Annotated in this window: 9 protein-coding genes and 2 tRNA genes; 7 read left to right on the top strand and 4 right to left on the bottom strand. The window is 28.0% G+C overall.

Annotated features, from left to right (window positions below):
* Window positions 1–297: 297 nt before the first annotated feature.
* The 6 genes from rpoB (at window position 298) to T386_RS0102115 (ending at window position 20,967) form a co-directional block, all read left to right on the top strand.
* A complete protein-coding gene (rpoB, locus tag T386_RS0102090) occupies window positions 298–3,933 on the top strand; it encodes a DNA-directed RNA polymerase subunit beta (RefSeq protein ID WP_029513521.1) in 3,636 nt (1,211 codons plus the stop codon).
* Window positions 3,926–8,368 carry a DNA-directed RNA polymerase subunit beta' gene (rpoC, locus tag T386_RS0102095; RefSeq protein WP_029513522.1) on the top strand — a complete coding sequence of 1,481 codons (4,443 nt, stop codon included), beginning with the start codon at window positions 3,926–3,928 and terminating at the stop codon, window positions 8,366–8,368. Before rpoB ends, rpoC begins: the two co-directional genes overlap by 8 nt.
* Window positions 8,369–8,516: 148 nt before the next feature.
* A complete protein-coding gene (locus T386_RS0102100; protein ID WP_029513523.1) occupies window positions 8,517–16,748 on the top strand; it encodes an SGNH/GDSL hydrolase family protein in 8,232 nt (2,743 codons plus the stop codon).
* Window positions 16,749–16,912: 164 nt separating this feature from the next.
* Window positions 16,913–17,152 carry a YneF family protein gene (locus T386_RS0102105; RefSeq protein WP_029513524.1) on the top strand — a complete coding sequence of 80 codons (240 nt, stop codon included), beginning with the start codon at window positions 16,913–16,915 and terminating at the stop codon, window positions 17,150–17,152.
* A gap of 169 nt (window positions 17,153–17,321) precedes the next feature.
* Window positions 17,322–19,106 carry an ABC transporter ATP-binding protein gene (locus T386_RS0102110; RefSeq protein ID WP_029513525.1) on the top strand — a complete coding sequence of 595 codons (1,785 nt, stop codon included), beginning with the start codon at window positions 17,322–17,324 and terminating at the stop codon, window positions 19,104–19,106.
* A 22-nt stretch (window positions 19,107–19,128) separates the two neighbouring features.
* Complete coding sequence (locus T386_RS0102115; RefSeq protein ID WP_029513526.1) at window positions 19,129–20,967, top strand: ABC transporter ATP-binding protein; 1,839 nt, start codon at window positions 19,129–19,131, stop codon at window positions 20,965–20,967.
* Between the two features lie 42 nt (window positions 20,968–21,009).
* Here the strand turns inward: T386_RS0102115 and T386_RS0102120 are convergent.
* The 4 genes from T386_RS0102120 to T386_RS0102135 all read right to left on the bottom strand — a co-directional run bounded on the left by T386_RS0102120 (window position 21,010) and on the right by T386_RS0102135 (window position 24,245).
* Window positions 21,010–21,085 (bottom strand) — tRNA-Lys (locus tag T386_RS0102120).
* Window positions 21,086–21,116: 31 nt separating this feature from the next.
* Window positions 21,117–21,203: transfer RNA gene (locus T386_RS0102125), tRNA-Leu, on the bottom strand.
* Window positions 21,204–21,349: 146 nt separating this feature from the next.
* Window positions 21,350–22,963 carry an ABC-F family ATP-binding cassette domain-containing protein gene (locus T386_RS0102130; protein ID WP_029513527.1) on the bottom strand — a complete coding sequence of 538 codons (1,614 nt, stop codon included), beginning with the start codon at window positions 22,961–22,963 and terminating at the stop codon, window positions 21,350–21,352.
* 64 nt (window positions 22,964–23,027) lie between these two features.
* On the bottom strand, window positions 23,028–24,245 hold the full coding sequence (locus T386_RS0102135) for a trigger factor-related chaperone (protein WP_029513528.1): 1,218 nt from the start codon (window positions 24,243–24,245) through the stop codon (window positions 23,028–23,030).
* A 296-nt stretch (window positions 24,246–24,541) separates the two neighbouring features.
* On the opposite strand from T386_RS0102135, the gene T386_RS04290 reads away from it, so the two are divergent.
* Window positions 24,542–25,545 (top strand): hypothetical protein (locus T386_RS04290; protein ID WP_036459933.1); only part of this gene is annotated, 1,004 nt, incomplete at its 3' end.

The raw sequence follows: 25,545 nt of genomic DNA on the forward strand, positions 1-25,545 counted from the left end.
AACGAGTGATAAATCAAAACAAAGAAGTTTACAGTTTCATGTTTTTAGGTTCTTATCAACCTCGTTTTTTTATTTTTTAAATATAAATATTTTACAAATTAAACTTTAAAATAGCATTTTTAGTAAAAAAACAATAGCAAAAATTTTTGCGAAAATTATAAATCAAAATCATTAAACTTTTTATTTTTTAAAATCGTGCTCTGTGGTAAAATTTTAACTATATCTTTATACTTATATTAAGTATTGTTTTTGTATATTTAAAAAGTAGATTTTTGAATTTGAAGGAGTAATAATTATATGGCATCATTAAATCAAGAAAAATATCAAAATAAATTTTCTTACAAAATGAGAAAGTACGGTCCAATTACAGAACGTCGTGACTATTCAGCAACCAAAGTAACCTTAAACGTTCCTGACTTTTTAAGCATATCAAAAGAATCTTTTGAATGATTTAAAAAGAGTGGAATTGAAGAAATTTTAAGAGAACATTATCCAATTACTTCAAGTAATAAAAAAGTATCACTTGAATATATTCACAATTCAGCAAGACTTGCAATTCCACCAAAGGAATATGAAGCAATAACAGAGGCTAAGGCAAAGGGTATTAATTATGCAGCCAAACTTTTTGCTAAATTTAAGGTAACTTCTGACAAAGGTGTTGTGAAGGATGACGAAGTACTTTTAGGAGAAATTCCTCTTATGAACTCAGGGGGAAGTTTTATTATCAACGGTAGCGAAAAAGTTATTGTTAGTCAGTTAATTCGTTCACCTGGTGCTTATTTCGGTTGTAGCGTACGTAATAAACAATCAGATGATTTGTTTAACAAAGTAGAAATTTTGCCTAGATTAGGATCATGAATCGAAATTTCACATAAAGTTACAACAAAAAATCCTGATTCGGTAAAAATAAAAATTGACAAAAACAAGAATGTTAATCTTGCTACTTTTTTAGGAGCTCTTGGTCTTAATGAAGAAAATATTTATGAACTTTTTGGAAAATCTGCTGAGCTAAAAGAAACTTTATTAAGAGATAAAAAACTTAATTCAAGTGAAGATCCAGCAGAAGTTCTTCATAACTGTCGTGAAGATTTATTTAGAACCATTAGAAAAGGTGATCTTTTAACAGAAACATCAGTTGCTAATCTTTTACCATCACTTTTATTCAACAAGAAAAGATATAGTTTAGGGGCAACTGGTCGTTATATGTTAAACAAAAAGCTTAACCTTGTTGACCGTATTGCAGAAAAGTATCTTGGTCAAGATCTTGAAATTAAAGATGAAAATGGCGATATTAAATTGCTTACAAAAGGAACTTTTATTAGTCCTAAATTAGCATTATTAATTCAAAGTAATTTTAATGATGGCTCAATCAAAACCGAAGAAATTAAAGGTATTGATCCTGAAGTTTTATATGCTAAACTTTACCAAGACCCTGCATATTCATATTTAAAAAAATCTAATAAAATCGTTAAACTTTTAGTTTTTCCTAATAGAAAGAAAATGGAAAAAGGTTTGCCAACATTGGTTATTGGAAATGATCCTAAATGTAGTGCTCAACACTTGATTATTTCTGATATTATTGCAACTATTAACTACTATTTTAATTTACTTGAAGGCGTTGGTCAAGATGATGATCCTGATTCAATGACTAACAAAAGAATTGTTTCTGTTGGTGAATTAATGCAAAACCAATTAAATGTAGGTCTTTCAAAACTTGAAAAAACCACACGTGAAAGAATGTCGGCTAAAGAACCTGAAAAAGTTACTCCAAAAAATATTACAAATAACAAACTAATTTCCAATCAAATGAAGACTTTCTTTAATTCTTCAAAACTTTCACAATTTATGGATCAAATTAACCCACTTGCTGAAATTTCTAATGAAAGACGTATTACATCACTTGGGCCTGGTGGTCTTAACCGTGATACTGCGCAATTTGAAGTTCGGGATGTTCACGCAACTCACTATGGTAGAATTTGTCCTATTGAAACACCAGAAGGACCAAACATTGGTTTAATTCTTAATTTAGCAACCTATGCTAATGTTAATGAATACGGTTTTTTACAAACTCCATATTTTAGAGTTAATAACGCTGTTGTTGACTACAACGACGTGGTTTATTTAACTGCTGCTGATGAATTTGGTTTTAACATTGCTCAATCAACAATTACTGTGGATGAAAATAATAGAATAGTTGACGACACTTTAACTATAAGAAAAAATTACAGTTATATTATTGGTAAAGCAAGCGATGTGGACTTTATTGAAGTTGCTTCACGCCAAATGGTTTCAGTAGCTGCTGGATGTATTCCTTTCCTTGAAAATGATGATGCTAACCGTGCCCTTATGGGTTCGAATATGCAACGTCAAGCAGTTCCATTATTGGAAACAGAAGCTCCTTTTGTTGCAACCGGAACCGAAGCAGATATAGCTAAATATTCAGCTGCTAACTTTAGAGCTAAAAATGATGGAAAAGTAGAATATGTTGATGGTTCTAAAATCAAAATTAGAAACCTTAAAGAAACACTTGATACATATAATCTTAAAAACTTTCAACGTTCAAACCAAGATACAGTTACACATCAAAAACCTCTTGTTAAAGTAGGAGACCAAATTAGTAAAGGTGATTTATTAGTTGATGGTTCAAGTTTTAAAGATGGTGAATTATCGCTTGGTAAAAACTTACTAGTTGCTTTTACAACCTATAAAGGTTACAATTATGAAGATGCTATCATCCTTAATGAAAGATTAGCTAAAAAAGATGTACTTACATCAATTCATATTGAAGAGCAAACTATTCAATTTAGAACAAGTAAAGCTGGAACTGATGAATTAACCAGAGAAATTCCTAACGTTTCTAAATATTCAATTAGACACCTTGATGAACATGGAATTGTTCTAATTGGTTCAGAAGTTGTTCCTGGCGATGTGCTTGTTGGCCGTGTATCTCCTAAAGGAGACGATAATCCATCAAGAGAAGAAAAACTGCTTGCCGCAATCTTAGGCCAAAGACAAATGAATGTTAAAGATACATCACTTAAAGTTAAAAACGGACACAATGGTACAGTTATTGGTGTTGAAATTTTAAGTAGGGAAAACAAAGACCAACTTGAAGATGGCATTGATATGATTGTTAAGGTTTCAATTGCTGTTAAACGTAAAATTCGTGTTGGTGATAAAATGTCTGGCCGTCATGGTAACAAAGGTGTTGTTTCTATCATTTTACCTGAAGAAGATATGCCACATCTTGAAGACGGAACACCTATTGATGTTATGGTGAATCCACAAGGTGTTCCTTCACGTATGAATATTGGTCAAGTTTTAGAAGTGCACTTAGGTATGGCCGCAAGAAAATTAGGATGTAAATTTGTAACACCTGTTTTCGATGGGGTAACAAAAGAACAAATTCAAGACGTAACACTTGAAGCAGGATTACCAGTTTCTGGTAAATATACATTAATTGATCCTATTACTGGTGAAAAAATGGACAATCCTGTTTCAGTAGGAATTATGTATATGTTTAAACTTAACCATATGGTTGATGACAAGATGCATGCACGTAGTGTTGGGCCATATTCACTTATTACTCAACAACCACTTGGTGGTAAAAGTCAAAATGGTGGTCAAAGATTTGGTGAAATGGAAACATGAGCAATTGAATCATATGGTGCTACAAATGTTTTACAAGAAATATTGACTTATAAATCAGATGATATTGTAGGACGTAATCAACTTTATACATCATTAGTTACCGGTAAAGAATTACCTACACCTGGTACTCCCGAATCATTTAATGTATTAAATTATGAATTAAATGGTTTAGGCATGAAGTTAGACATTGAAACTATTAAAACAGATGAAGAAGAAGAGGCACAACAATACTTTGACATTACAAGTTCATCATTAAATGAAGCAGGAGGATATAATGACTAATTTTAATAATCATTTACAAAAAGAAATTAAGAAAATTAAAATTTCATTAGCTACACAAGAAGATGTTAAGTCCTGATCATGTGGCGAAGTTACAAAACCCGAAACTATTAACTATAAAAGTTATAAACCTGAAAGAGATGGTTTATTTGATGAACTAATTTTTGGACCAACCACCGATTTCAAATGCCCTATTTGTTCAACTAAATACAAAAAAAGTGATGAAAATACAATTTGTGAAAAGACTCCAATGTGTCAAAAATTCCAACCTGTTATCTTACCTAAAATGGTAAGAAGAAGCAGAATGGGACATATTCATTTAGAAAATCCAGTTGTACACTTTTGATTTTTTAAAATCGATCACTCAATTATTTCTAAATTGTTAGGCCTTAGAATAGCTAATACTAATAGAACTGTTTCAAAGGGTGATTTAGAAAAATTAATCTATTATAAAAGCCATATAGTTCTTGAAGATGGCGGCCTTAAAAAGTTACAAAAGAACTCAATTATAGATATTTCTGATGCTGCTTTAATTTATCGTGATGCTCTTGAAGAGTTAAAAACAAGATTTGAAAAAAATACAGAAGAATATGAAATTATTAATGAAGCATTAACTGATCTTGAATCATATGCTGTTTCGCAAACAGGTCAAGACTATGGTATTGACTTTTACGAATATAACGAAATTATTCATGAATTTTCTGATGCTAAAATTTCAACAGGTTCGCAAGCTATTAAATATCTTCTTGAAAATATTAACCTTGAAGAAGAAGCAAAATTTATTGAAAATGAAATTGCTGAAATTAATAAAACTATGGGCAAATCATCAACTGTTGCCTTGAAGTCACAAGAAAGAACAAAGCTATACAAAAGACTTGCTGTTGTTAATGCCTTTATTCAATCAGGCCAAAGCCCAACATCAATGTTAATTTATGACCTTCCAGTTATTCCAGCTGATTTGCGTCCACTAGTTCAACTTGATGGTGGTAGACACTCAACAAGTGATGTCAATGAACTTTATCGTCGTATTATCATTAGAAATAATCGTTTGAAAAAATGAGAAGAAACTGATGCTCCTATGCTTATCAAACAAAATGAATTTAGAATGATTCAAGAAGCAGTGGATGCTTTAATTGATAATGCAAGAAAAAAACCTAATCCAGTTAGCTCAAAAGATAACCGTCCTTTAAAATCTATTTCAGATGCTTTAACAGGTAAAAAAGGTAGATTTAGACAAAATCTTTTAGGAAAGCGTGTTGATTATTCAGGCCGTTCTGTTATTGTTGTTGGGCCTAGTTTAAAAATGCACCAAGTTGGTGTGCCACGTGAAATGGCTGCAAAATTATTTGAACCTTGAATTATCAAGGAATTAATTGCTGGTGATAACCATATTAATTCAATTAAAGCAGGTAAAAAAGCAATTGAAAATCTTGATCCTATTATTTGGCCTTATGTTGAAAAAGCTATTGAAGGTAGAGTGGTATTATTAAACCGTGCTCCTACATTGCACCGTTTATCAATTCAAGCATATGAACCAGTTTTAATTCGTGGTAAAGCTATTAAACTTCATCCACTTTCATGTACTCCATTTAATGCCGACTTCGATGGTGACCAAATGGCTATCCATGTGCCAATTAGCGATGAAGCAGTCCGGGAAGCTAGAGAATTGATGCTAGCGTCAAAAAATATTTTAGGTCCTAAGGATGGTGAACCTATTATCAACCCTGGGCAAGATATTATTCTTGGTTTATATTACTTAACTATGGAAAAAGCAGCTAAGGATGATCCTGAGCATGCTAAAGGTGAAGGTAAATTCTTCTCAACTTTTGAAGAACTCAAAAGAGCTTATGATAATAACATAGTTTCAATTCATTCTCGTGTTGTTATGCCTATTAGTGAAATCAATAAAACAAGATTGAATTATTCACCTGAAAATCAGTACATTATTTCAACTGTTGGTAAGTTTATTTTTAACCGTGCTTTCCCAGATAGTTTTGATTTTATTTTCGGTAAACATATTGAATATAGCGAAACAAGCGATATTAATGGTGCTATAAAATATAATGAAAAAGAAGTTCTTTATACCTCTAACAATAAAGAACAGCTAGAAACTTTCTTATTGCCTTATGGTCAAGACTTTAAAAAAGTTATAGAAAATATGCCACTTAATATGCCATTAGCAAAAAAAGATATTGCTAAAATTGTACGTCGTGTTTATGATAAATATGTTGCTATAGTTAATATGAGTGATATTGCTAGCGTAATTAACAAAATTAACAATCAAGATATTAGTAATACTTTTGACTTATGCGCCTCATTGAAAGACTATAACGGCAAATCAATTGACATAAACCATGTTGAAATTCTTAATGGAATTATTAAAGATGAATATGAAAAAATTTCTGAACAAATAATTATCCGTGAAAAGGTTGAAGATCCAATTTGAACTGTGCATGACTATACCAAAATGCTTAATGCTGTTTGATTTAGATATACAAATACTGTAGCTAATGTGCTTGATGCTATTAAAGAATTAGGTTATCACTTTTCTACTAAATCTGGTGCAACTATCTCAATTAGCGACGTTATCACTAGCGATAAAACAAAAGCTAAAATTGCACAAGGTGATGTTTATATCGAACAACTTAAAGATTACTTTAATCAAGGTTTAATGACTGATGACGAAAGATATAATGCTACTATTGCTAAATGAGCAGCTATTAAAGATGATATTGAAAAAGATCTTAAACAACTAACTAAGCTATACCCTGATAACTCATTATTTATGATGCTTAATTCAGGTGCTCGTGGTAATTCAAGTAACTTCGTCCAATTAGCAGGTATGCGTGGTTTGATGAACAATAACACGAAAGTGCTTAAAGCCGACGCCGAAAACGAACGTGTTGTTCGTTCAACAGTTGAAATTCCTGTTAAGTCTTCATTCCTTGATGGCCTTACCGCTTATGAATTTTATTCATCAACTCACGGTGCTCGTAAAGGTTTAACTGATACTGCTCTTAACACTGCTAAATCTGGTTATTTAACACGTAGATTGGTGGATGTTGCACAAGGTATTACTGTTAGAGAAGAAGATTGTGGAACTGACTATGGGTTTGAAGTTTCTGATATTATTGACACCAAAACAAACACCATTATCGAAGGTTTGTATGATAGAATCGAAGGCAGATTTACTAACAAACCTGTTCTTTCAAAAAGAGGAAAAGTACTTGTTGGTGCTAATGTCTTAATTACACCTGAAATCGCAACTAAAATTATTGAAAACGGTATAACAACTGTTGAAATTCGCTCAGTACTATCATGTTATACTCCTGGTGGTGTATGTAAAAAATGTTATGGTAAAGACTTAGCTCTTAACCGTGTTGTTAATATTGGTGAAGCTGTTGGGGTAGTTGCTGCTCAATCAATTGGTGAACCTGGTACTCAGCTTACAATGCGTACATTCCACACTGGTGGTGTAGCCGGAGTTGAAGATATTACTGGTGGTTTTAGTAGATTGATTGAATTAATCGATGCTTATGATGCTCCATGAGGTCGTCCAGCTGTTATTGCTGAACAATATGGAACTATTAAAAGTATTAAGAAAGTAAGAGAAGGCACCGAAGGTGTTGAATATGATCTTATTACGCAAGAGTATAAAAATAGCGACGGAAAAGTTGCTAAGTTAGAATATAAATCAAGAGCCGGCAAAAAAATTAGAGTTAAAGTTGGCGACAAGGTAACTCCTGGTATGAAACTTATCGAAGGTCCTATTGTTTTAAATGACCTTCTTAAAGTTGGTGATACTCGTTTGGTTCAAAACTATATTCTTAAAGAAGTTCAAAAACTTTATCGTCTTCAAGGTATTACCATTTCTGATAAGTATATTGAAATTATTATTCGCCAAATGCTTTCAAAAATCTTAATTACAGACACAGGGGACTCAAAATTCTTTAATGGCTCATTAGTTGATATTCATGTTTATCAAAAAGAAAGTGCTCGCTTAATAGCCGAAGGTAAGAAACCACCTTTTGGTGATGTTAAGATTAAAGGTGCTAAACAAATTCCATTATTATCTGATTCATTTTTAGCTGCTGCTTCATATCAAGAAACTCCTAAAATTTTAGTTAATGCTTCAATTAAAGGTCAAATTGATAGATTACGTGGATTAAAGGAAAACATAATTTTAGGTCATAAAATTCCTGCTGGAACTAATTCTAATTATGAAGAAAACGGTAAATATGACATTCGTGATCCTAAAACATATTTTGCAGACAAGTATGACCCTGATACAAAACCTGTTAAATTTGTAGGTGAAAATGGTGATAATTTTACCGATGAAGCAAATAATGAAATTCAATCAATTTTTGATGAATTTGATAGCGAAACATATACAAACAGCCCAATCGATTTCAGCGAGGAATCGGGCAATGAATCATAATAAAAAGACTGAAATAATATCAGTCTTTTTTATTTATTTTGCTGTTTGGTAAGGTAATTAGGCATTTTGGTATCATAATTTTATCTTAATGTAAATTTGATTATTTAATTATAATAATACTAATTTAATATACCAGCAGGAGAAAATTATGAAACTAAAACTTAAACCTGTGTTAATTACCGGAAGTATTGTCCTAGCAGCTACTATTGTTCTAGCTGTCGGACTTTCATATATCCCCTTAAATGATAAAAAAATAGAAGAGTCATCATCCAACAACAAAATAAAAGATAAAAATTATGATGATGTGCCAGGATTGCCTGATACAACTAATCCAAATCATCCATCAAATAAAATTCCACCAGTAGAGCTTGAAGATAGAGATAAAAGCACTGATATCATTGCTAAAAATGATGCAGTTAGATATTTAGCTCTTGGTGATTCAATTTCAGCTGGTTTTGACGCTGATCTAGATAAAGATTATCCTGGTTATTTTAATATTGATACAAAAAGCGTTGAAGGCATTTCTTTTCCTGCTTACTTGGCTCAATTTATTCACAATTCAAAACAAAACAAATTAGCTGGTTTTAATAATTATGCTATTTCAAACACTACCTTAGAAGATTGAAATATTTTGCTTGATTGAAAAAATCAAAAAAACAAAATTGATATTTCAAAACTTAAAGACCTTCAATCTAAATTTGGCAATGATTTGGAAGCATATCATACAAAAGTTATAGCAGGTTTAAGTCTTTCTAATTTAGTTACTGTTACATTAGGAGCTAATGACTTTTTTGAGTTATTTTTTAAGCAAATAAAAAATATTGCAATTCTTGATTTAGTTAATCAAATAAAAACAAATAATTTAAATTATGGTCAAATTGCTTCTTTTGTTACAGAATTATTAAAAGATATTTTTACTGAACTAGATAACAGAATAAACACTTTTTCCAAATTATTAAAGCAAAATAGTAATACTAAAAATATAAACTTTATTGGATATACACTTCCGCTTGCTCATTTATTTAAAATGATTGACCAAATGATTTTAAATAGTAATGGCGCCAAAATAAGCATAAGCCAAATTGTAATTGATCTTATTAACCAACAATTAAAGACTTGTACTAATGCGAACGGAATTAATTTTATTAATCCATATGACGCATCATTTTGAAATAAAAATTTATTTAAATTAATGCCTAATTTATTTGAAATACATCCTGGTAGCATTGGTTATAAAAAAATAGCACAAGATGTGTTTGTTAAATTGATGTTACCTTCAAGAAAACAAAGTGAAATTAATAAAAACAACATTAATTGAGATGCCAATTACATCAAAAGTGATTTTGATTCATATCTATTACAAATGGAATATGAAAAGCCATTTGAAGTTATTAGTAAATTATTTAATAATTCAATGGATGAATTTACATTTAATAAGGACGCAATTTATAAAAAATACGAATCAATTAGAGCTAATAAAAATCAAAATTATTTTAATAGAGTATTAAATAAAAAACCAGTTTATGACCTTATTTTTGACAATCTTTTTAACAATTTTTTAGAAAGTAAATTTTTCAAATTAGGCGATAAAACAGGTGAATTAAGAAATTTTTTAACTAAGAATGATAATCAAAATATTAATCAAATCAAAAACTGATTTATTGAATCTGAATATATTCCAAAAGCGCTATTAAAAACACAAAAAGAGTATTTTGATAAGTATAATAATCAAAATTCTAATCAAACTGATTATAAATTCCTTTTTAGCAGATTAAAAGCCAATTTTGCCAATGAAACATCTATTATTAAACTTATTACTTCCTTTTTTAATATTGATTTTGTGAGAAACGAGAAAGATGCATTTAAAAATGCTGTCGAAAAATTTATCCAAAATATTGTTAAAGAAAGTCTTAATGATTCAACTATAAACAAAATTTCGCAAAGTATAAAAAACACAAAAATTGAAAAATATATTAGTGTTAGCGACTTTGCTGATTTACTTAAAATTTTATTTGATAGTGATATCTTAAAACAATCAATAGGTGAATTTTTAATAAATATTATTGAAGAATCAAATCTTTATGCACAGGCTAAGACATATAATGACCTATGAAGAATATTTATTAATAATCCAAAAACTCAATCTTCTATTAAAAAACTATTAAAACATTTTGCAAAAGAACTAGGAAATAATGCAAGATTAAAAACTATTCTTTCTAGTGTTATTTCAAAATTAGCCTCTGAAAAAATTGCAATTTTTAAAGATGTTGATCAAAATGATGTAGTACAAATTTTAATTAAATTAATAACTGGTATTGATAAGTTTGACAATGAGTTTAACATCATCTCTAAATTAGTTAATAATTTAGTTTCGGATTTAGCTAAAACTCCACTTGACAAATTTAATTTCAAAAACACATTGAATTCAACTATTAATGATCTTAAAAATATTTTTGACGAATCAAAATTATCATCTACTATTACTAAAATTATTAAAATTGTTAATGAATTAGACATAAAAAACTATTCAAAAATCATTTCTAAATTGACAGTGAATGCACTTAATTATTATAAAAATAGCAAAAATATATTGCAAACTATAGCTGATAAATTTTACACTCTAAATAATGACAAAATTGAACGTTTAATTAGCAAAAAAGATTTTATCAGTGTGCTTGATAAAACATTTGAAACTGATGAATTCAAAAATATTTTGAATTCGTTAATTTATTTTGCTCTTAATTTAGACAAGTCAAAAATTGCTGGTGCAAATGATTTGAACGATTTATTAAAAATTGTTGTTGAAAGTTTTATTAAGTCGAAAAGTTATAGTGATATCACGCCATTGCTCAACAAAATAATTACTTTCCCAGAAGTTCAAAAATTAATAAAAAATATTTTAAAACAATATGCTCCATCAATAGAGGATACATTAACTCCTTCACAAATATCTTCATTAGTTTCTAATATTATAAATAATGAAAACTTTAAATTTATATTAAAAAACTTTCTCATTAATGGAGTATTAGGCAATAATTTTAATTTATTTAATTTTAATATTAATCAAGCACTTAAAGACTGGATATCTGACGAAAATAATAATTTGCAATTATCACAAAAGATTGCACTATTTTTAAGTGAAATAACGAAAGATAAAAACTTTGCTAAGATTTTAGGAGCATATCTTTATAAACTTATAAGTAGTGAGCCTTTATTAACTAAGGATATAAATAAAGAAGATTTAATTAATTTATTACAATCTTTAATTCTTTCATACAATGATTTTGAGCAAATATTAGGTATATCACAACAATCTATTCATGTTTTGTTGAATGATATTGCTAAAAATAATTTAAAAATAAATTCTCATACACTTAGTGAGAAAATAATTAATATATTAAAAGAAAAAATAACAAAAGAAAATTATGAACAAATAATTCTTAGACTTTTAAAAGTAACTGCTAATGATTTAGACTCACTTAATAATAAAAATGTATTTAAATGTTTATTGATTAATCTATTTGATTATTCCAAACAAAATCCAAGTTTACTTGACAAACTTTCTAATTTTATTTATGAAAATATTAATGGTTTAGATAAATATACAAATGCTGATAATTTAAAATCATTAACTAAAAAAATTATTGGTTTTGAAGAAACAAAATTAATTTATCAAAATATTGTTTCTAATTTCATAAGTTTAAACACTGACGTGGTTCAAAAATCCACTTCTTTAAAAGATATATTAAATGAAATTTTTGCTCAATTTTTAACAACCAATAACTATGAAAAAATATTTGAATTAACAAATAAAATAGTTGATTTAGATGAAACCAAAAAAATTATTCAAAACATAGTTTCAATTCATTCCAAACCATTTCTTGAATATTTAACAGCAGACGAATGGATTGAATTATGCAAAAAAATAACCCAGAATAAAGATTTCCAATTTGTCTTAAAAGGCTTTTTCACAGATGTATTGTGAAAAAAAGAAATTACATTTAATGACTTAAAAAACATTGATGTAGTTCTTAAAAACTTTTTTGCTAATGCTAGCAAAAATGAACAATATGCAAAAAAAATCAATAGTTTTATAATTGCTTTTTCAAATGACAATATTGTTAAAAAACTGCTTGCTAAACTTATTATTCATTCACTTAAATCAAAACCTGCTTTAATTAAAGATATTGATTTAAATCAATTAACTGATTTGTTTATAAAATTAATCACTAAATATGAAGAAGTAAATGGTATTTTTGATTTTTCAACAGTTTATAAAATTATATTTAATCAATTAGGATTAAATGGCAAGAGTGTTGATGTTAATAGTTTGTTAAAACAAATTTCAGAAGAATTAAGCCAAAAATTAAATAATTCAAATATAGATGAGATCTTGTTAAAACTAATAAAAATATTTAATAAAGACAACTTATTAACTGATAACAAACACACACTAATGAAATTTAGTGAAAATGTAATTACTTATTTAATCGATAATAATTCTTTTGCTAATTTAGTTTCGAATGCAATTTTGAATAACAATAAAATTAAAGATAAAATTTTAAAATCCACATCAAAAGATGAATTTAATAACTTATTAAGTAAAATTTTTAGAATACCTGAGTTTAAACAACTATTTGTTGAAATAATTAATAATTTAATTAACAGTGATAGTTCATTACTAAATTCAAATGATAGCTTTAAGCATATTATTAATATAAAAATGAATGAGTTCATAAACGGGCATCAGTATTCATTAGTAAAAGAGTTATTTATTAAAATTGTTGATATACCTGAGTTCATCAAATTAATTAAAAATACTAATTTTTCAACAATTGACATTAGTGAATCAGATATTCAATATATCTTTAAATTAATGATCCAAAATAATAATTTCAATAATTTATTTAGAGGCATACTAACAAAAGGAATATTTAGTGATTCACTAAAAATAGAAAACATTTTTGATATAGATTCTGTTATCAAAGCGTGACTGAAAAATCCTACTGATTATTCTACCATTAGACAGGATGCATCTAATCTTCTTAATGATTTAATTAAAGACAATAAATTGATCGATATAATTACTAATTTGGTTTATGCTTCAACTTCTAAACACCCCGAATTATTTGATGGTATTAATGAAGCAGAATTCAAACAATTTATAAAAGCACTAATCCAAATTCTTCCTGATTTAAGTTCTAAGTTGGAGCTAGATCCACTGTTTTATGATGTTTTAATTCAAGAACTAGCTTCAAAAGGTTTAAAAATTCAATTCAACGAAATATTTAATTTGATATTTGCAAAAATCAAAACAAATATTAAAAAGATCGGTTTAGATAAATGATTAATTGATTTTGTGCGTGTTCTAGATAAAAACAACTTAATTACCGACAACAAAACAATCATTAAAAAAATAATTGCTAATGTAATTAGATACGAATCGAATAACTCTGAATCAGGCAAAAATTTAGCTAATATAATTTTCAAATTTACCAATAAAATAGGCAAATATATAACAAATGAAGAATTGGGTTCTTTAATCAATAGTACTATTAAACTGCCTGAATTCCAAACATTTATTGACCAATTTATAGATGTTTTATTGTCATTTGAAAAAGCTGACTTAACCAACGCCACTTCATTTAAACAATTAATTAATAAAGCATTTAAGAAGCTAAAAAATAGTGGCTCAATAGATAATTTATTTGTATTAGCTAAAAAAATTATTAATTTTGATGAGTTTAACAAACTTATTAAATCTATTTTTAACAATATTTCTGGGGCTAATTTTGAAATATTTACAGTCGATCAAATTAGAGAACTATTCGACTTTTTAACTGATGATATGAGTTTTAAACAATTAGTGACCTCATTTTTAGTAGATGGATTATTTAGTGATGATTTATCATTAAATGATTTTGACAATATTGATTTAATTTTAAAAACATGATTAAATAAACCTGGCATAAAAGAACAAGTTTTAGGTAATCTTAAAAATATAATTAATGCTTCTATTAATAATAATGGTATACGAAGATCTTTTGCTTTATTAATTTATAAAATAATTGAAAAAGAACCTATTTTAATTGAAAATATTGATAAGGAAAGATTTGTAACTTTGGTGGATAATGTTATCAGTTCATATAGTAATTTAAATGAAATATTTAATTTTGAGGACTGGTTATTTGATGAAATTATTGATCAACTAGCAACTAATGGAACTAAATTTAATAAAGCAAAATTAGCTGATGTTATTAAAAATAAATTAAGTAATAAATTCAATAAAGACAACTATGAGCAAAATCTTGCTAAATTGATAAAAACATTTGCTACTACTAACAATGTGGTTGGAAACGAAGAAATGATTGCTCAATTTGTGTCTAATCTTGTTGCTTTTGCCACCCAAGAAAAATCAATAGGTCAGAGTTTATATAACGCTTTACCAAACAATTTTGTCAATAAAATTAAGAAATATTTATCTGTTGATGAATTTAATGAGATGATAAAAAATGCTTTTGAAAATAGAAAACCAATTAAAAATTTAGTGTTAAATATCCTTTCATCATTAGCATCTGATATAGGAAAATATAATAAAGTATCGAACTTGATTGATTTATTAAAAATCTATGTTAATCCAAAGACTAAAATAACTAAACTTTCTGGTGATATTTTATTAATATTTAAATCAATCGCTCAACAGCCACAATTTCAAAAACTAATTATTGGACTTCTTAAGGAAAATCTTGCCCCTTATGGTGTTGATGTGGAAAGCGCTGCTAATGTTGCTTTTTATAAAGACTTATTAGCAAACTTGCCTAAAATTATTGAGAATCTTGAAATTGTGCCGAATTTATTGAATGGCTTCGCTGATAATATTCATAAATATAATAGTTTTGCTGATATGCAAAAAGATATATTAAAACTTTTAATAGATGCTTTAAAACCACAAAATTATAAGTTTATTAAGGTTATTTTAAATACCGAAGTTATTCAAAAGCACTATGCTGTTCTTAATGATAATATTAAAAAAATAGCTAACGGAATAACTTCTAATGATAAATTAGTAAATAAATTTATCACCGACTTTGATTTGACTAATATGCTTGTAAAACAGGGATTATCGCAAGAAGATGCTAAGATTTTTTGAGTTTCAATGTTTAAATCAAAAAATGTAAAGGACATGCTTCATAAATTCTTAGATGAATTATTTGGCCATATTAGTGAATATGCTAAATGTAATTCATGAGTTGAATTATTGGAAAAATTCTTCAACTCATCTAATGCTAGTCAAATTAAGGAATTGCTTAAAAAATGGTATGTCGAATTAGTATCTAATCAACCAGCTATATTTAAGCCATTAGGAAAGTTAATAGGTAATTCGCTCAGATCAAAAGGCTTTAATATCCCAGATTCTGATGATACAAAAATTGAGAAATTTATCCTTTCGTTAGCAAAGGCTATCCCTAAAACAAATATTTTAAATAATATCATCGACAATGTTTTAGCCCAATTGCAAAAGATTAGTAAAATTCCTACTAAAAATTTATCTAATGCACTTTTAACTGCTATTAAAAACGGTTGTTTAAGTTTTATTAGCAATCCAAGTAATGGCAAAATTGTTCTTTCTAAGATATTTAACAATATCAATGAATTTAATAAAATATTTTCAAATATTGATGTTAAGGCATATTCAGATTTCATTAACTTAATGTTTCAATATGCTCCTAAGGATGATAAAAAAGGTATATTCAATGTTATGTTTCACTCTCATGAAGCAAATAATGTATCAGTTGAAATTGGAGCAAGCGGAATCTGAAACATTATTCAGGGAAAATTAGAATCACTGATTTCTACATTTATAACACCATTAATGAAAAATTATGTTGATGAATTAGTTTCTAATCCAAACACATTTAGAAATACTATTGATATTAAGAAAAATATAAAAGGTTATCAATCAGTATGAAGAGCATATACATTTTTCTTATCTATTCTTTACTCAAATACACCAGGAATTTTCTTCTGAACTGGTGCCAGTTTATCATCAGAAGGCATGCTAAGAAAAGGATTCAGAATCTCATTTGAAAAAGCAGTAGCAGGCAGAAGTGATTTATTAGCAAAATATGGGCATAATCTTAAGATCATTGGTTTGAATTCGCAAACTTCAGCTATTGATTCATATTGATCTGGTGTTCAAAACATTGGAACTTCATCTGTAAGCATTTGGTTAAATGCTAAAAAATATGGAAGAGATTTTGGTCTTGTTTATGTTAGATATCAAAATACGTTTGATACAAAATATAACCCAGGAAAATTAAAAAGAGATATTTTAATAGAAGACATGAAAAAAGGCTATATGCCAGAATCAAATCATTAACCGAATATGATTGTTTTATAGGCTAATATCAACAATTTTGTAATTTGTAATTGGCTTACTAATGATTTTTAAAAGCGTAATTATCTTGTCGATCGTTGTCTAATATATAAATGATTTTTTAATCTTTATGCTAAAATATAAAAAGTTAATTTATAGGAGGAAATATGTCAGTTGGTGGTTGAGTTGGAATAATAGTTGGTGTTGCGGTTTTTATGGCAATTGTTGGAGGTCTTGTTGCCTTCTTCATAGCTAAAAAAATGTTTGAAAAACAAATTCGCGAAAACCCTCCAATTACTAGAAATATGATTAAAGCTATGTTTGCTCAAATGGGCAGAAAGGCTTCTGAATCTCAAATTAATGCTGTTATGCGTTCGATGACTAATGCTAAGAATGCAGAAAAATAATTTTAAATATTAAAATAGAAAACATAGATAATCATGTTTTCTATTTTTTTTATTTTATGAAAAAAAGTAATTTAAGTCGTAAAAATGTGTGTATTTGCAATAGACGCAAGCAAAAAAATGGAATTTTAATCTATAATTTAAAATATTTTATAAATTGGAGGATAAAAAAATGTTCAAAATGATTAAAATTTTGCCATGAAGAATTAAATGAATTTTCATTTTTGGAGCACTTTTGTCTTTAATTTATGTTGTTTTAAATATAATGCTCCCTTTATTAATAAAAAAATATATTGATTTAATTTTAACGGAAGACCATAGTAAACCTTTTACGATGGACTTCATTAATGGCAGGATTAACTTTGGCGATTATAGCTATCAAAGTTCTTTCACGTGACTTACTACTATTGTTCTATTGCAAACTTTTATAACAGCAGCATTAGCATTTGTATCAACAATTGTTATAGTTTGAGCAGCTGAACAAAGCAGTTATTACTATAGAAATCTTGTTTTTAAAAGGATTCAAGACTTCTCTCTTAAAAATATAGCCGATCTTAAGGCTGAGTCAATAATTACCAGAGTTTCAAACGATATAGCAATTTTTTGAGAATTTTTAGTTAATGGTGCAACCATTATGATCAAAAGTATTTTCTTAGTAGCCGGTGGTTTAGTAATTGCTACTATGGTTGATTGAAAAATGGCTTTAAGTATAATAGCACTTATTCCTATAGTTGCTGTGATGGGTATAGTTATCGGTTTGAAAACTGGTCCATTACTTAAAGAAACACAAAAATCAGTTGATGCTGTTACTAAAATAGTCAATGAAAATATTTCAGGAATTAGAGTTATAAAAACTTTTAATCTTGAAACTAAAAGACTCAATGTTCTTGAAGATGTTAATGGCTCATGATACAAAACCCAGTACAAATCAAATATGATTTTTGCTGTTGCTTATCCTGTTTTTCAAACTTTTTTGAATTTACTAATGATAGGTATTTATTCAGTAGCAGGTCACTCTGCTGATAACAATACTATTACAAAGGATGTTTTGACTAATGTTAATCTATTCATTGACTATCTATGATTAGTTGCGGGTGGAATTTTACTATTTTTAGCCTTTTTAAATTCATTATTTAGAGCAAAAATTGCTGCTGGCAGGGTGCTTGAAGTTATTTATTACAAAACTGATAATTTGCGTATTTTACAAGGTAAGCAAATCAGTTCATATGACATCATGATTAAAGATTTATCATTTAAATATTATCCAACATCTCCAAATTACGCAATTGCAGATATTAATTTGAATATTCCTTATAAAAATACATTAGGTATTATTGGCCCAACAGGTAGTGGCAAGAGCACAGTAGTAAATTTGCTTGTTAATAATTTTATATACAATGAAGGTTCAATTCAAATTGGTGGAAATGAAGTTAGTTCAATTAATTCAAAATTACTTCATGAAATTATAGGCATAGTTTATCAAGAGCCTTTATTGTATTCTGGAACTATAAGAAGCAATATGCAATGAGCTAAAGCTGATGCTACCGATGACGAAATTATTCAAGCTCTTAAAGATGCATGTGCTTATGAATTTGTTTCACTATTTAAAGATCAACTTGATCATAAGGTTTTACAAGGCGGTAAAAACTTATCTGGTGGCCAAAAGCAAAGACTATCAATAGCAAGAACTCTTTTAAGAAAACCAAAAGTATTAATTTTGGACGATTCAACAAGTGCACTAGACAACATTACATCTAAAAAAGTTTTAGACAACATTAGACAAAATTATAATTGTAGTGTAATCATTGTAAGCCAAAAAATTAGCAGTATTAAAAAAGCAGATAACATCATAGTGTTATCAAATAATGGTTTTATTATTAGCCAAGGCACACATAGACAGTTAATTAATAATTGTGACTTTTATAAACAAATTTATGAAACACAAATAGATCAATAATAAACAAAAGAAGGAGTAATAAATGGTTAAATTAAGCAAGCAAAAAAATATTGAAACCAAAGCAAAAGATGCTAAAGTTTCAACTATTGGTCTATTAAAAGCGTCCTTGAAGTTTATGGCTGTTAATGAAAAAAAATCATTAATTTGAGGTTTAATTCTTTCATTTTTAGAAGCCTTTCTTTATACTTTTGGAACAGCAATGACTGGTTTTATCATTAGTTGATTTTTCACTGAAGGGGTGATGAAACATACCGCTGCATTTAAAACAGATTTATTTATTGTTGCTATGGTCAGTCTCGCAATTTGTTTTATTTTATATCTAGTAACACGTTTGTTACAAAATAGAATGCTTCTCTCAACAGCTTTTAAAACAACTGCAAAAATGAGATCGGTTGCATCAAATAAATTGATTTATATGCCTATTTCATACCATGATAAGAATAAAATAGGTGATCAAATTTCTACTCTCACAAATGATATTAATAATATAGCTCAAACGTTAGTACAATTGTTTAATGACACTTCCGGCAAAATCTTCAAAATCATTTTTTCAATCATTTTTATGTTATGTTATTCAATTACTCTATCATCAATTGTTTTGCCAATAAGCTTTTTATTTTCAGGCCTAAGTTGAGTTTTTTTAGCAAAGGCCAGAAAACCATTTATCGAAGTTATTAATCACTTTGGTGATATGAATGCATATGTTGAAGAAATGATTAAAAACACAAAAGTTACTCAATCATTTGACAAACAAGAAAAAGCTATTGAAGATTTTGAAAAAATAGCAAGAAAAATCCGCAAGAGTGCATTTAAAGGTGATGTATATACTAAATTTTTTGATCCTTGGTTTGTTGTGTTTTCAAACTTTTTAGTCTTGATGATACTTTCTGTTTCATTGATTTTCAAAAACAAAAACATTCCTTTTGTGGGACTTATCGGACAAGATGTGACTGCGATTATTATTGGTTATATTAATTTACTATGAACCTTCACTGGTACACTTCAAATATTCTTTAGTTTTATATTTTCAACTCAAGTTGGTGTTGCTTCAACAACCAGAATATTCAAATTAGTAGGCCTTGAACCACCAGCTCCTATTAGAGATCCACAATATTTATATGCAATTGATATGAAAGGCCATGTTGAATTTGATAATGTCTCATTTAGATATGATGAAAATTCATCTAAATATCAACTTAGAAATGCTTCATTCTATGCTAAACCAGGACAAATAGTTGCTATTGTTGGCCCAACAGGAGCAGGTAAAACAACAATCATTAATCTGCTAAGTAAATTTTATGAATATGAAGCTGGTTCAATAAAAATTGACGGTATTGAGCTTAATAAAATACCAAAAGATAATTTGCTTGAATTAATGACGGTAGTGCTTCAGGACTCATTTATGTTTAATGATACTATTATGAATAATCTTAAAGTTGGTAACCCAAGAGTTAGTGATCAAGAAGTTATTCAAGCGGCAACACTAACAAATGCTCATCAATTCATTCAAAGCTATAAGCACGGTTATGATACTATTGTTGAAAATAATGGTGCTAATCTATCGCAAGGTGAAAGACAACTTTTATCAATCACACGCGCAATATTAGGTAATAAAAAAATATTAGTTTTAGATGAAGCTACTTCAAATGTTGACTCAAACACAGAAAAAATAATTCAAGATGCTTTGCAAAATTCAATTATGAAGAACAAGACATCATTTGTTATTGCTCACAGATTAAGTACTGTTAGAAATGCTGATTTAATATTAGTAGTTGATGATGGAAAAATAATTGAAAAAGGCAAACACGAAGAATTGATGCAACTTAAAGGTTTCTATTACAATTTACATCAATCACAATAAAAAAACAGGCACAAGCCTGTTTTTATAGTCACATAAGTGAAATGGTACGCCCGGGAGGACTCGAACCTCTGACCCAATGGTTAAAAGCCATTTGCTCTACCGCCTGAGCTACGGGCGCATATTAATGCCCTCTAATTAAAGCGGACAACTGGTACCCAGAACTGGACTTGAACCAGCACGAACTAACGTTCGAGGGATTTTAAGTCCCTTGCGTCTACCTATTCCGCCACCTGGGCATCTATTAAAAAATGCATTTTTATTATATAGTAAAAATAAAATTTTGAAAGTAATTTTTATATATATATTTTTAATGTGCAAATGACTTATAATTAAATTCGTAAATTTTACTTAAAGTGGTATAAAAAAGCATTTTTTATAAAAATTAGTAGTTCATTATTTTTTCATATTCATCAAGAGTTCCATGATAAATAAAACTCTTATCAGGTGCTATTTCAAGAATAACGTTTGCAACATTATTAACTAATGCTCTATTATAAGTTGTAAAAATAGCGCCGCCTTTATATGCTTGTAAGCCTTGAATAACACTATCAATACTTTCTGCATCAAGATGATCAAGAGGCTGGTCTAAAATTAAGAAATTAGCCTCAAGTAACATCATTCTTGAAAACATTAGTCTTGCCTTTTCACCACCACTAGTTACAGATACTTTTTTAAAAACAGAATCATTAGAAAAAAGCATTCTTCCTAAGAAACTTCTCATTCTTTGGTCTGAAACATCTTTGGTTTCTTCTGTTGAATTATATGGTGGCCATTTAGCTAATCATTCAATGATAGGCATATCTTCTTTAAAATATTTACTATTGTCATTTGGAAAATAAGTGTACTTTATTGTTTGACCTCATTTTATAGTACCATTTGTGGGTTCGGTTATACCCATTAAACATTCTAAAAATTTGGTTTTGGCTATATCATCATCACCAATAACAACCATTTTTTCACCCCTTGCAAGCGTAAAGGAAACATTTTCAAAAAGTGTTTCGCCTTTACTATTTACATATGTTAAGTCCTTAACTTCAAGGATATCTTTACCAGGAGCTCTGTGTATATCTCAATTTATGTATGGATATTTTCTGTTTGAAGGCTTAATTTCATCAAGCGTAATTTTTTCAAGCGATTTTTTTCTGCTGGTTGCTTGTCTAGATTTAGAAGCATTAGCGCTAAAACGAGCGATAAATTGTTTGAGTTTTTCAATTTGGACTTCTTTTTTAGCATTAGATTGTTTCATTAACTCTTTTGCTAATTCACTACTTTCTTTTCAAAATGAATAATTACCAGTATACATTTTTGCTTCATTATAGTCAATATCAACTATATTAGTACATACATTGTCTAAAAAGTCGCTATCGTGTGATACCACAATTACAACATTTTCATAATCAGCTAAAAAGTTTTCAAGTCATTTAATTGATCTAAGATCAAGATGGTTAGTTGGTTCGTCCATAATCAAAATATCTGGATTGCCAAATAAAGCTTTTGCTAACAAAACTTTAATTTTTTGATTAGCTGTTAATTCAGACATTTGCGCATCTCATTTTTCCTTAGGTATTTGTAAGCCAGCTAGTAATTCTTGGGCATCATTTTCAGCTGTTCAACCACCAAGGTCACCATATTTAATTTCCAATTCACCAGCGCGATTATAATCATCTTCAGTAGCATTAGGGTTAGCATAAATTTTGTCTTTTTCGTCTTTAATTTTGTATAAATCTGTGTTGCCCAAAATCACAACATCAGTAACATTCATGTCATCATAAGCATTATGATCTTGACTTAGTACGCTTATTCTTCGTCCTTTTTCAACAATTATTTGCCCGCCAGTTGATTCCATTTCGCCTGATAAAATTTTCAAAAATGTACTTTTTCCTGCTCCGTTAGCGCCTATTATTCCATACGCATTACCAGCTGTAAACTTGATATTTACATTCTCAAAAAGTTTTTTATCACTAAATATCATGCTTAAATTTTGTACTTCTATCATTTCTGCTCCTTAAAATAAAAAACTAGAAAACTAAATCAATTAGTCTTTTAGTTCTTTTTATATATTAAATTTTCATACCTAAGTCTTGTGAAACTAAATTATATTGATCATTATTGTTTAATTTCATTAAATATAGTGCTATCTTTTGATGTACAAGAATCGAAACTATTTCTTCTCTTGTAATATCTTTTGGAATTGGAAACATTGATGTAGCAAGGAAGTTGTATTCTTGTGCCAATTCATCATCACTAATTTTTATGCCAGCTTGTTTAGAAATAATTTTATCAATCAAAAGTAATTTATAAGACATTATTGCATTTTTAGTTGCTAATTCTATAATTGACGCAGCCTCGCCTGTTTTGTTATTTATTTTTTCCATTAGTGCTTTTTTCTTACTTTCATCGTCGATATTTTCCAAAATGTTGATTATATGATTATTTACACCATTATGAATATTAACATTATTGATAGCAATATGGTTTTTTTCTACAATAGCATCAATAGCTTTTTCATAGTACCTTAATAACTCACTTGATGAATTATTTTTAACTGAATCATATTCAATTTTTGCTCTAAAGTCCGCTAGTGAAAAAACATTTGGCAAATGAATTTCATGAATATTTTGATCTGTTAATCTTGTTCTAACTGGTCTTTCAATATTAGTTATTGTGATAATAAAATTCATACCATCAGGCGCAATTGTTTGAAATTTTTCACCTACAAAACGGCCAATTACTGCCTTATTAATTGAGAAATTAGGTGTGTCATTAGCTGTGATAACAATTTCATCATCAGTACCTACAATTTTATTATCTTTTGATCTAATAGCATTTCATGTAACTACATCATTAGCCACAACAGGCCCATTAATTTTTCTTAAAATTGGATAATTATCAATAATTCTTTCAAATGATTTTTCAAAATAATCATTTGGCACTTTCTTATATTCAAATTCAATTTTTAAATCATTGTATTTGATTTTTTGTATTTCTTCATTAAGGTAATATGTCAAAGTAATTGTGATTTGAAAGCCAGCAGCATTAGGCCCTTCAACACCTATAATTGGGGGCATTATTATAACATCAAGGTTTTCATTACGCAATTGTAGGAGCATTTTATCGACTTCATCTTTAGCAATTTTGTTTAATGTACTTTGTTCAATTTCTGAAACATCAGCTTTAATATTTTTTGATGCTAATTCCATGATTGTTTTAGCTTTATAAGATTCTCATTCTTTTGGGTTAATTTTAATTTCTTTTATTTTAGATTGATAATTAATCATAACGATTTGGCCTCCAATAAATTAAGACTCAATATAATATTTAATATTATAATTTAATTTTTTCATAAAATTAATGAATTAATAAAAACGTCCGATTTAAATTAATTTAAATAATTACAATTTTCTATATTTTACTGTTTTATAGACATATTTATAAATCTTAGCAATTCATATATGTTTATTATTATTAAGAGTTTATTTTTTGTGAGAATATAACAATCACTTAAAGCTAATTATTCAATATAAGTTTTATAATTTAAGTATATTAATTATTACAATGTTTCAAGGAGAAAATAATGCAAAGAAGCAGATTGAAAAAATCATTAATTTTTGCACTTCCTGCTGTTTTAACCACAACAATAGCACCATTAACAAGCATAAGTTGCGGGGGGGGCAAATATAGTTATCTAAATGATATTAAATTTAATTTAATCAATCCATCCATAACTACAAATATAGAAATAGTTGATGAATTTAAAAAGAATCCATCATCTTTAAAAAAATATATAGAAATTTCTAATCCAAATAAATATGATATTGAAATTAAAAATGTAGAGTCAGTTGGCAATAGTTCTATCAAGATTCTAATTAAAACATCTCAAAATGGAAAAAATGAATATAATGCATGGACTCAACCAATAACTGGCCTCAAAGATCCATCTAAAACGTGAGAACAAAAAGATTTAGAATTACTTTCAAAAATTTTATTAGATCAAGTTAAAAATAATCCGAAAGATTTAATTGATTGGCAACACAGTGATATTAAAAACAAGTTTCCATATGACATTAAACCAGAGATGATAAAATTGAAAACATCTATCACTGAGTTAATTGCTAAAAAATCACCTAAGGTTGATTTAGTAGCAAACCTTGATTCTAAGGATGATGTTAAAGGGGTATTATCGCTTTCATTAGAACTTAAAAATAAAAATAGTGTATCAAACAAAGTAAAATATAAAATAGCTAATAATATTTCATTATCCACTAACGAAGGTCTTTTATCATTAGACGATTTAGCATCAAAATTAACAATTGATGACTTAGACTTGCCTAAAAATATAAAAGATAAATTGCCATCAAAATTTGAAGATGATATTGTTTTAAAAAAAGATTCTGATTTTAAGAAAAAATATCCTAATGTTAAACTTATTAGAGTATCAAAACCAGACGATGAGAATGATGATCTAAATGGCATAAAAAATATTTCATTTAAGCTTAAATATGATCATAAAGAGTCATCAAAAGTTGCTAATTTGTCTATAAATAAGTTCTATTCTACAAAACAGTTTGATGCCTTGTG

It is taken from the genome of Mycoplasmopsis primatum ATCC 25948 (genome assembly GCF_000702785.1).
GTDB lineage: Bacteria > Bacillota_I > Bacilli_A > Mycoplasmatales > Metamycoplasmataceae > Mycoplasmopsis > Mycoplasmopsis primatum.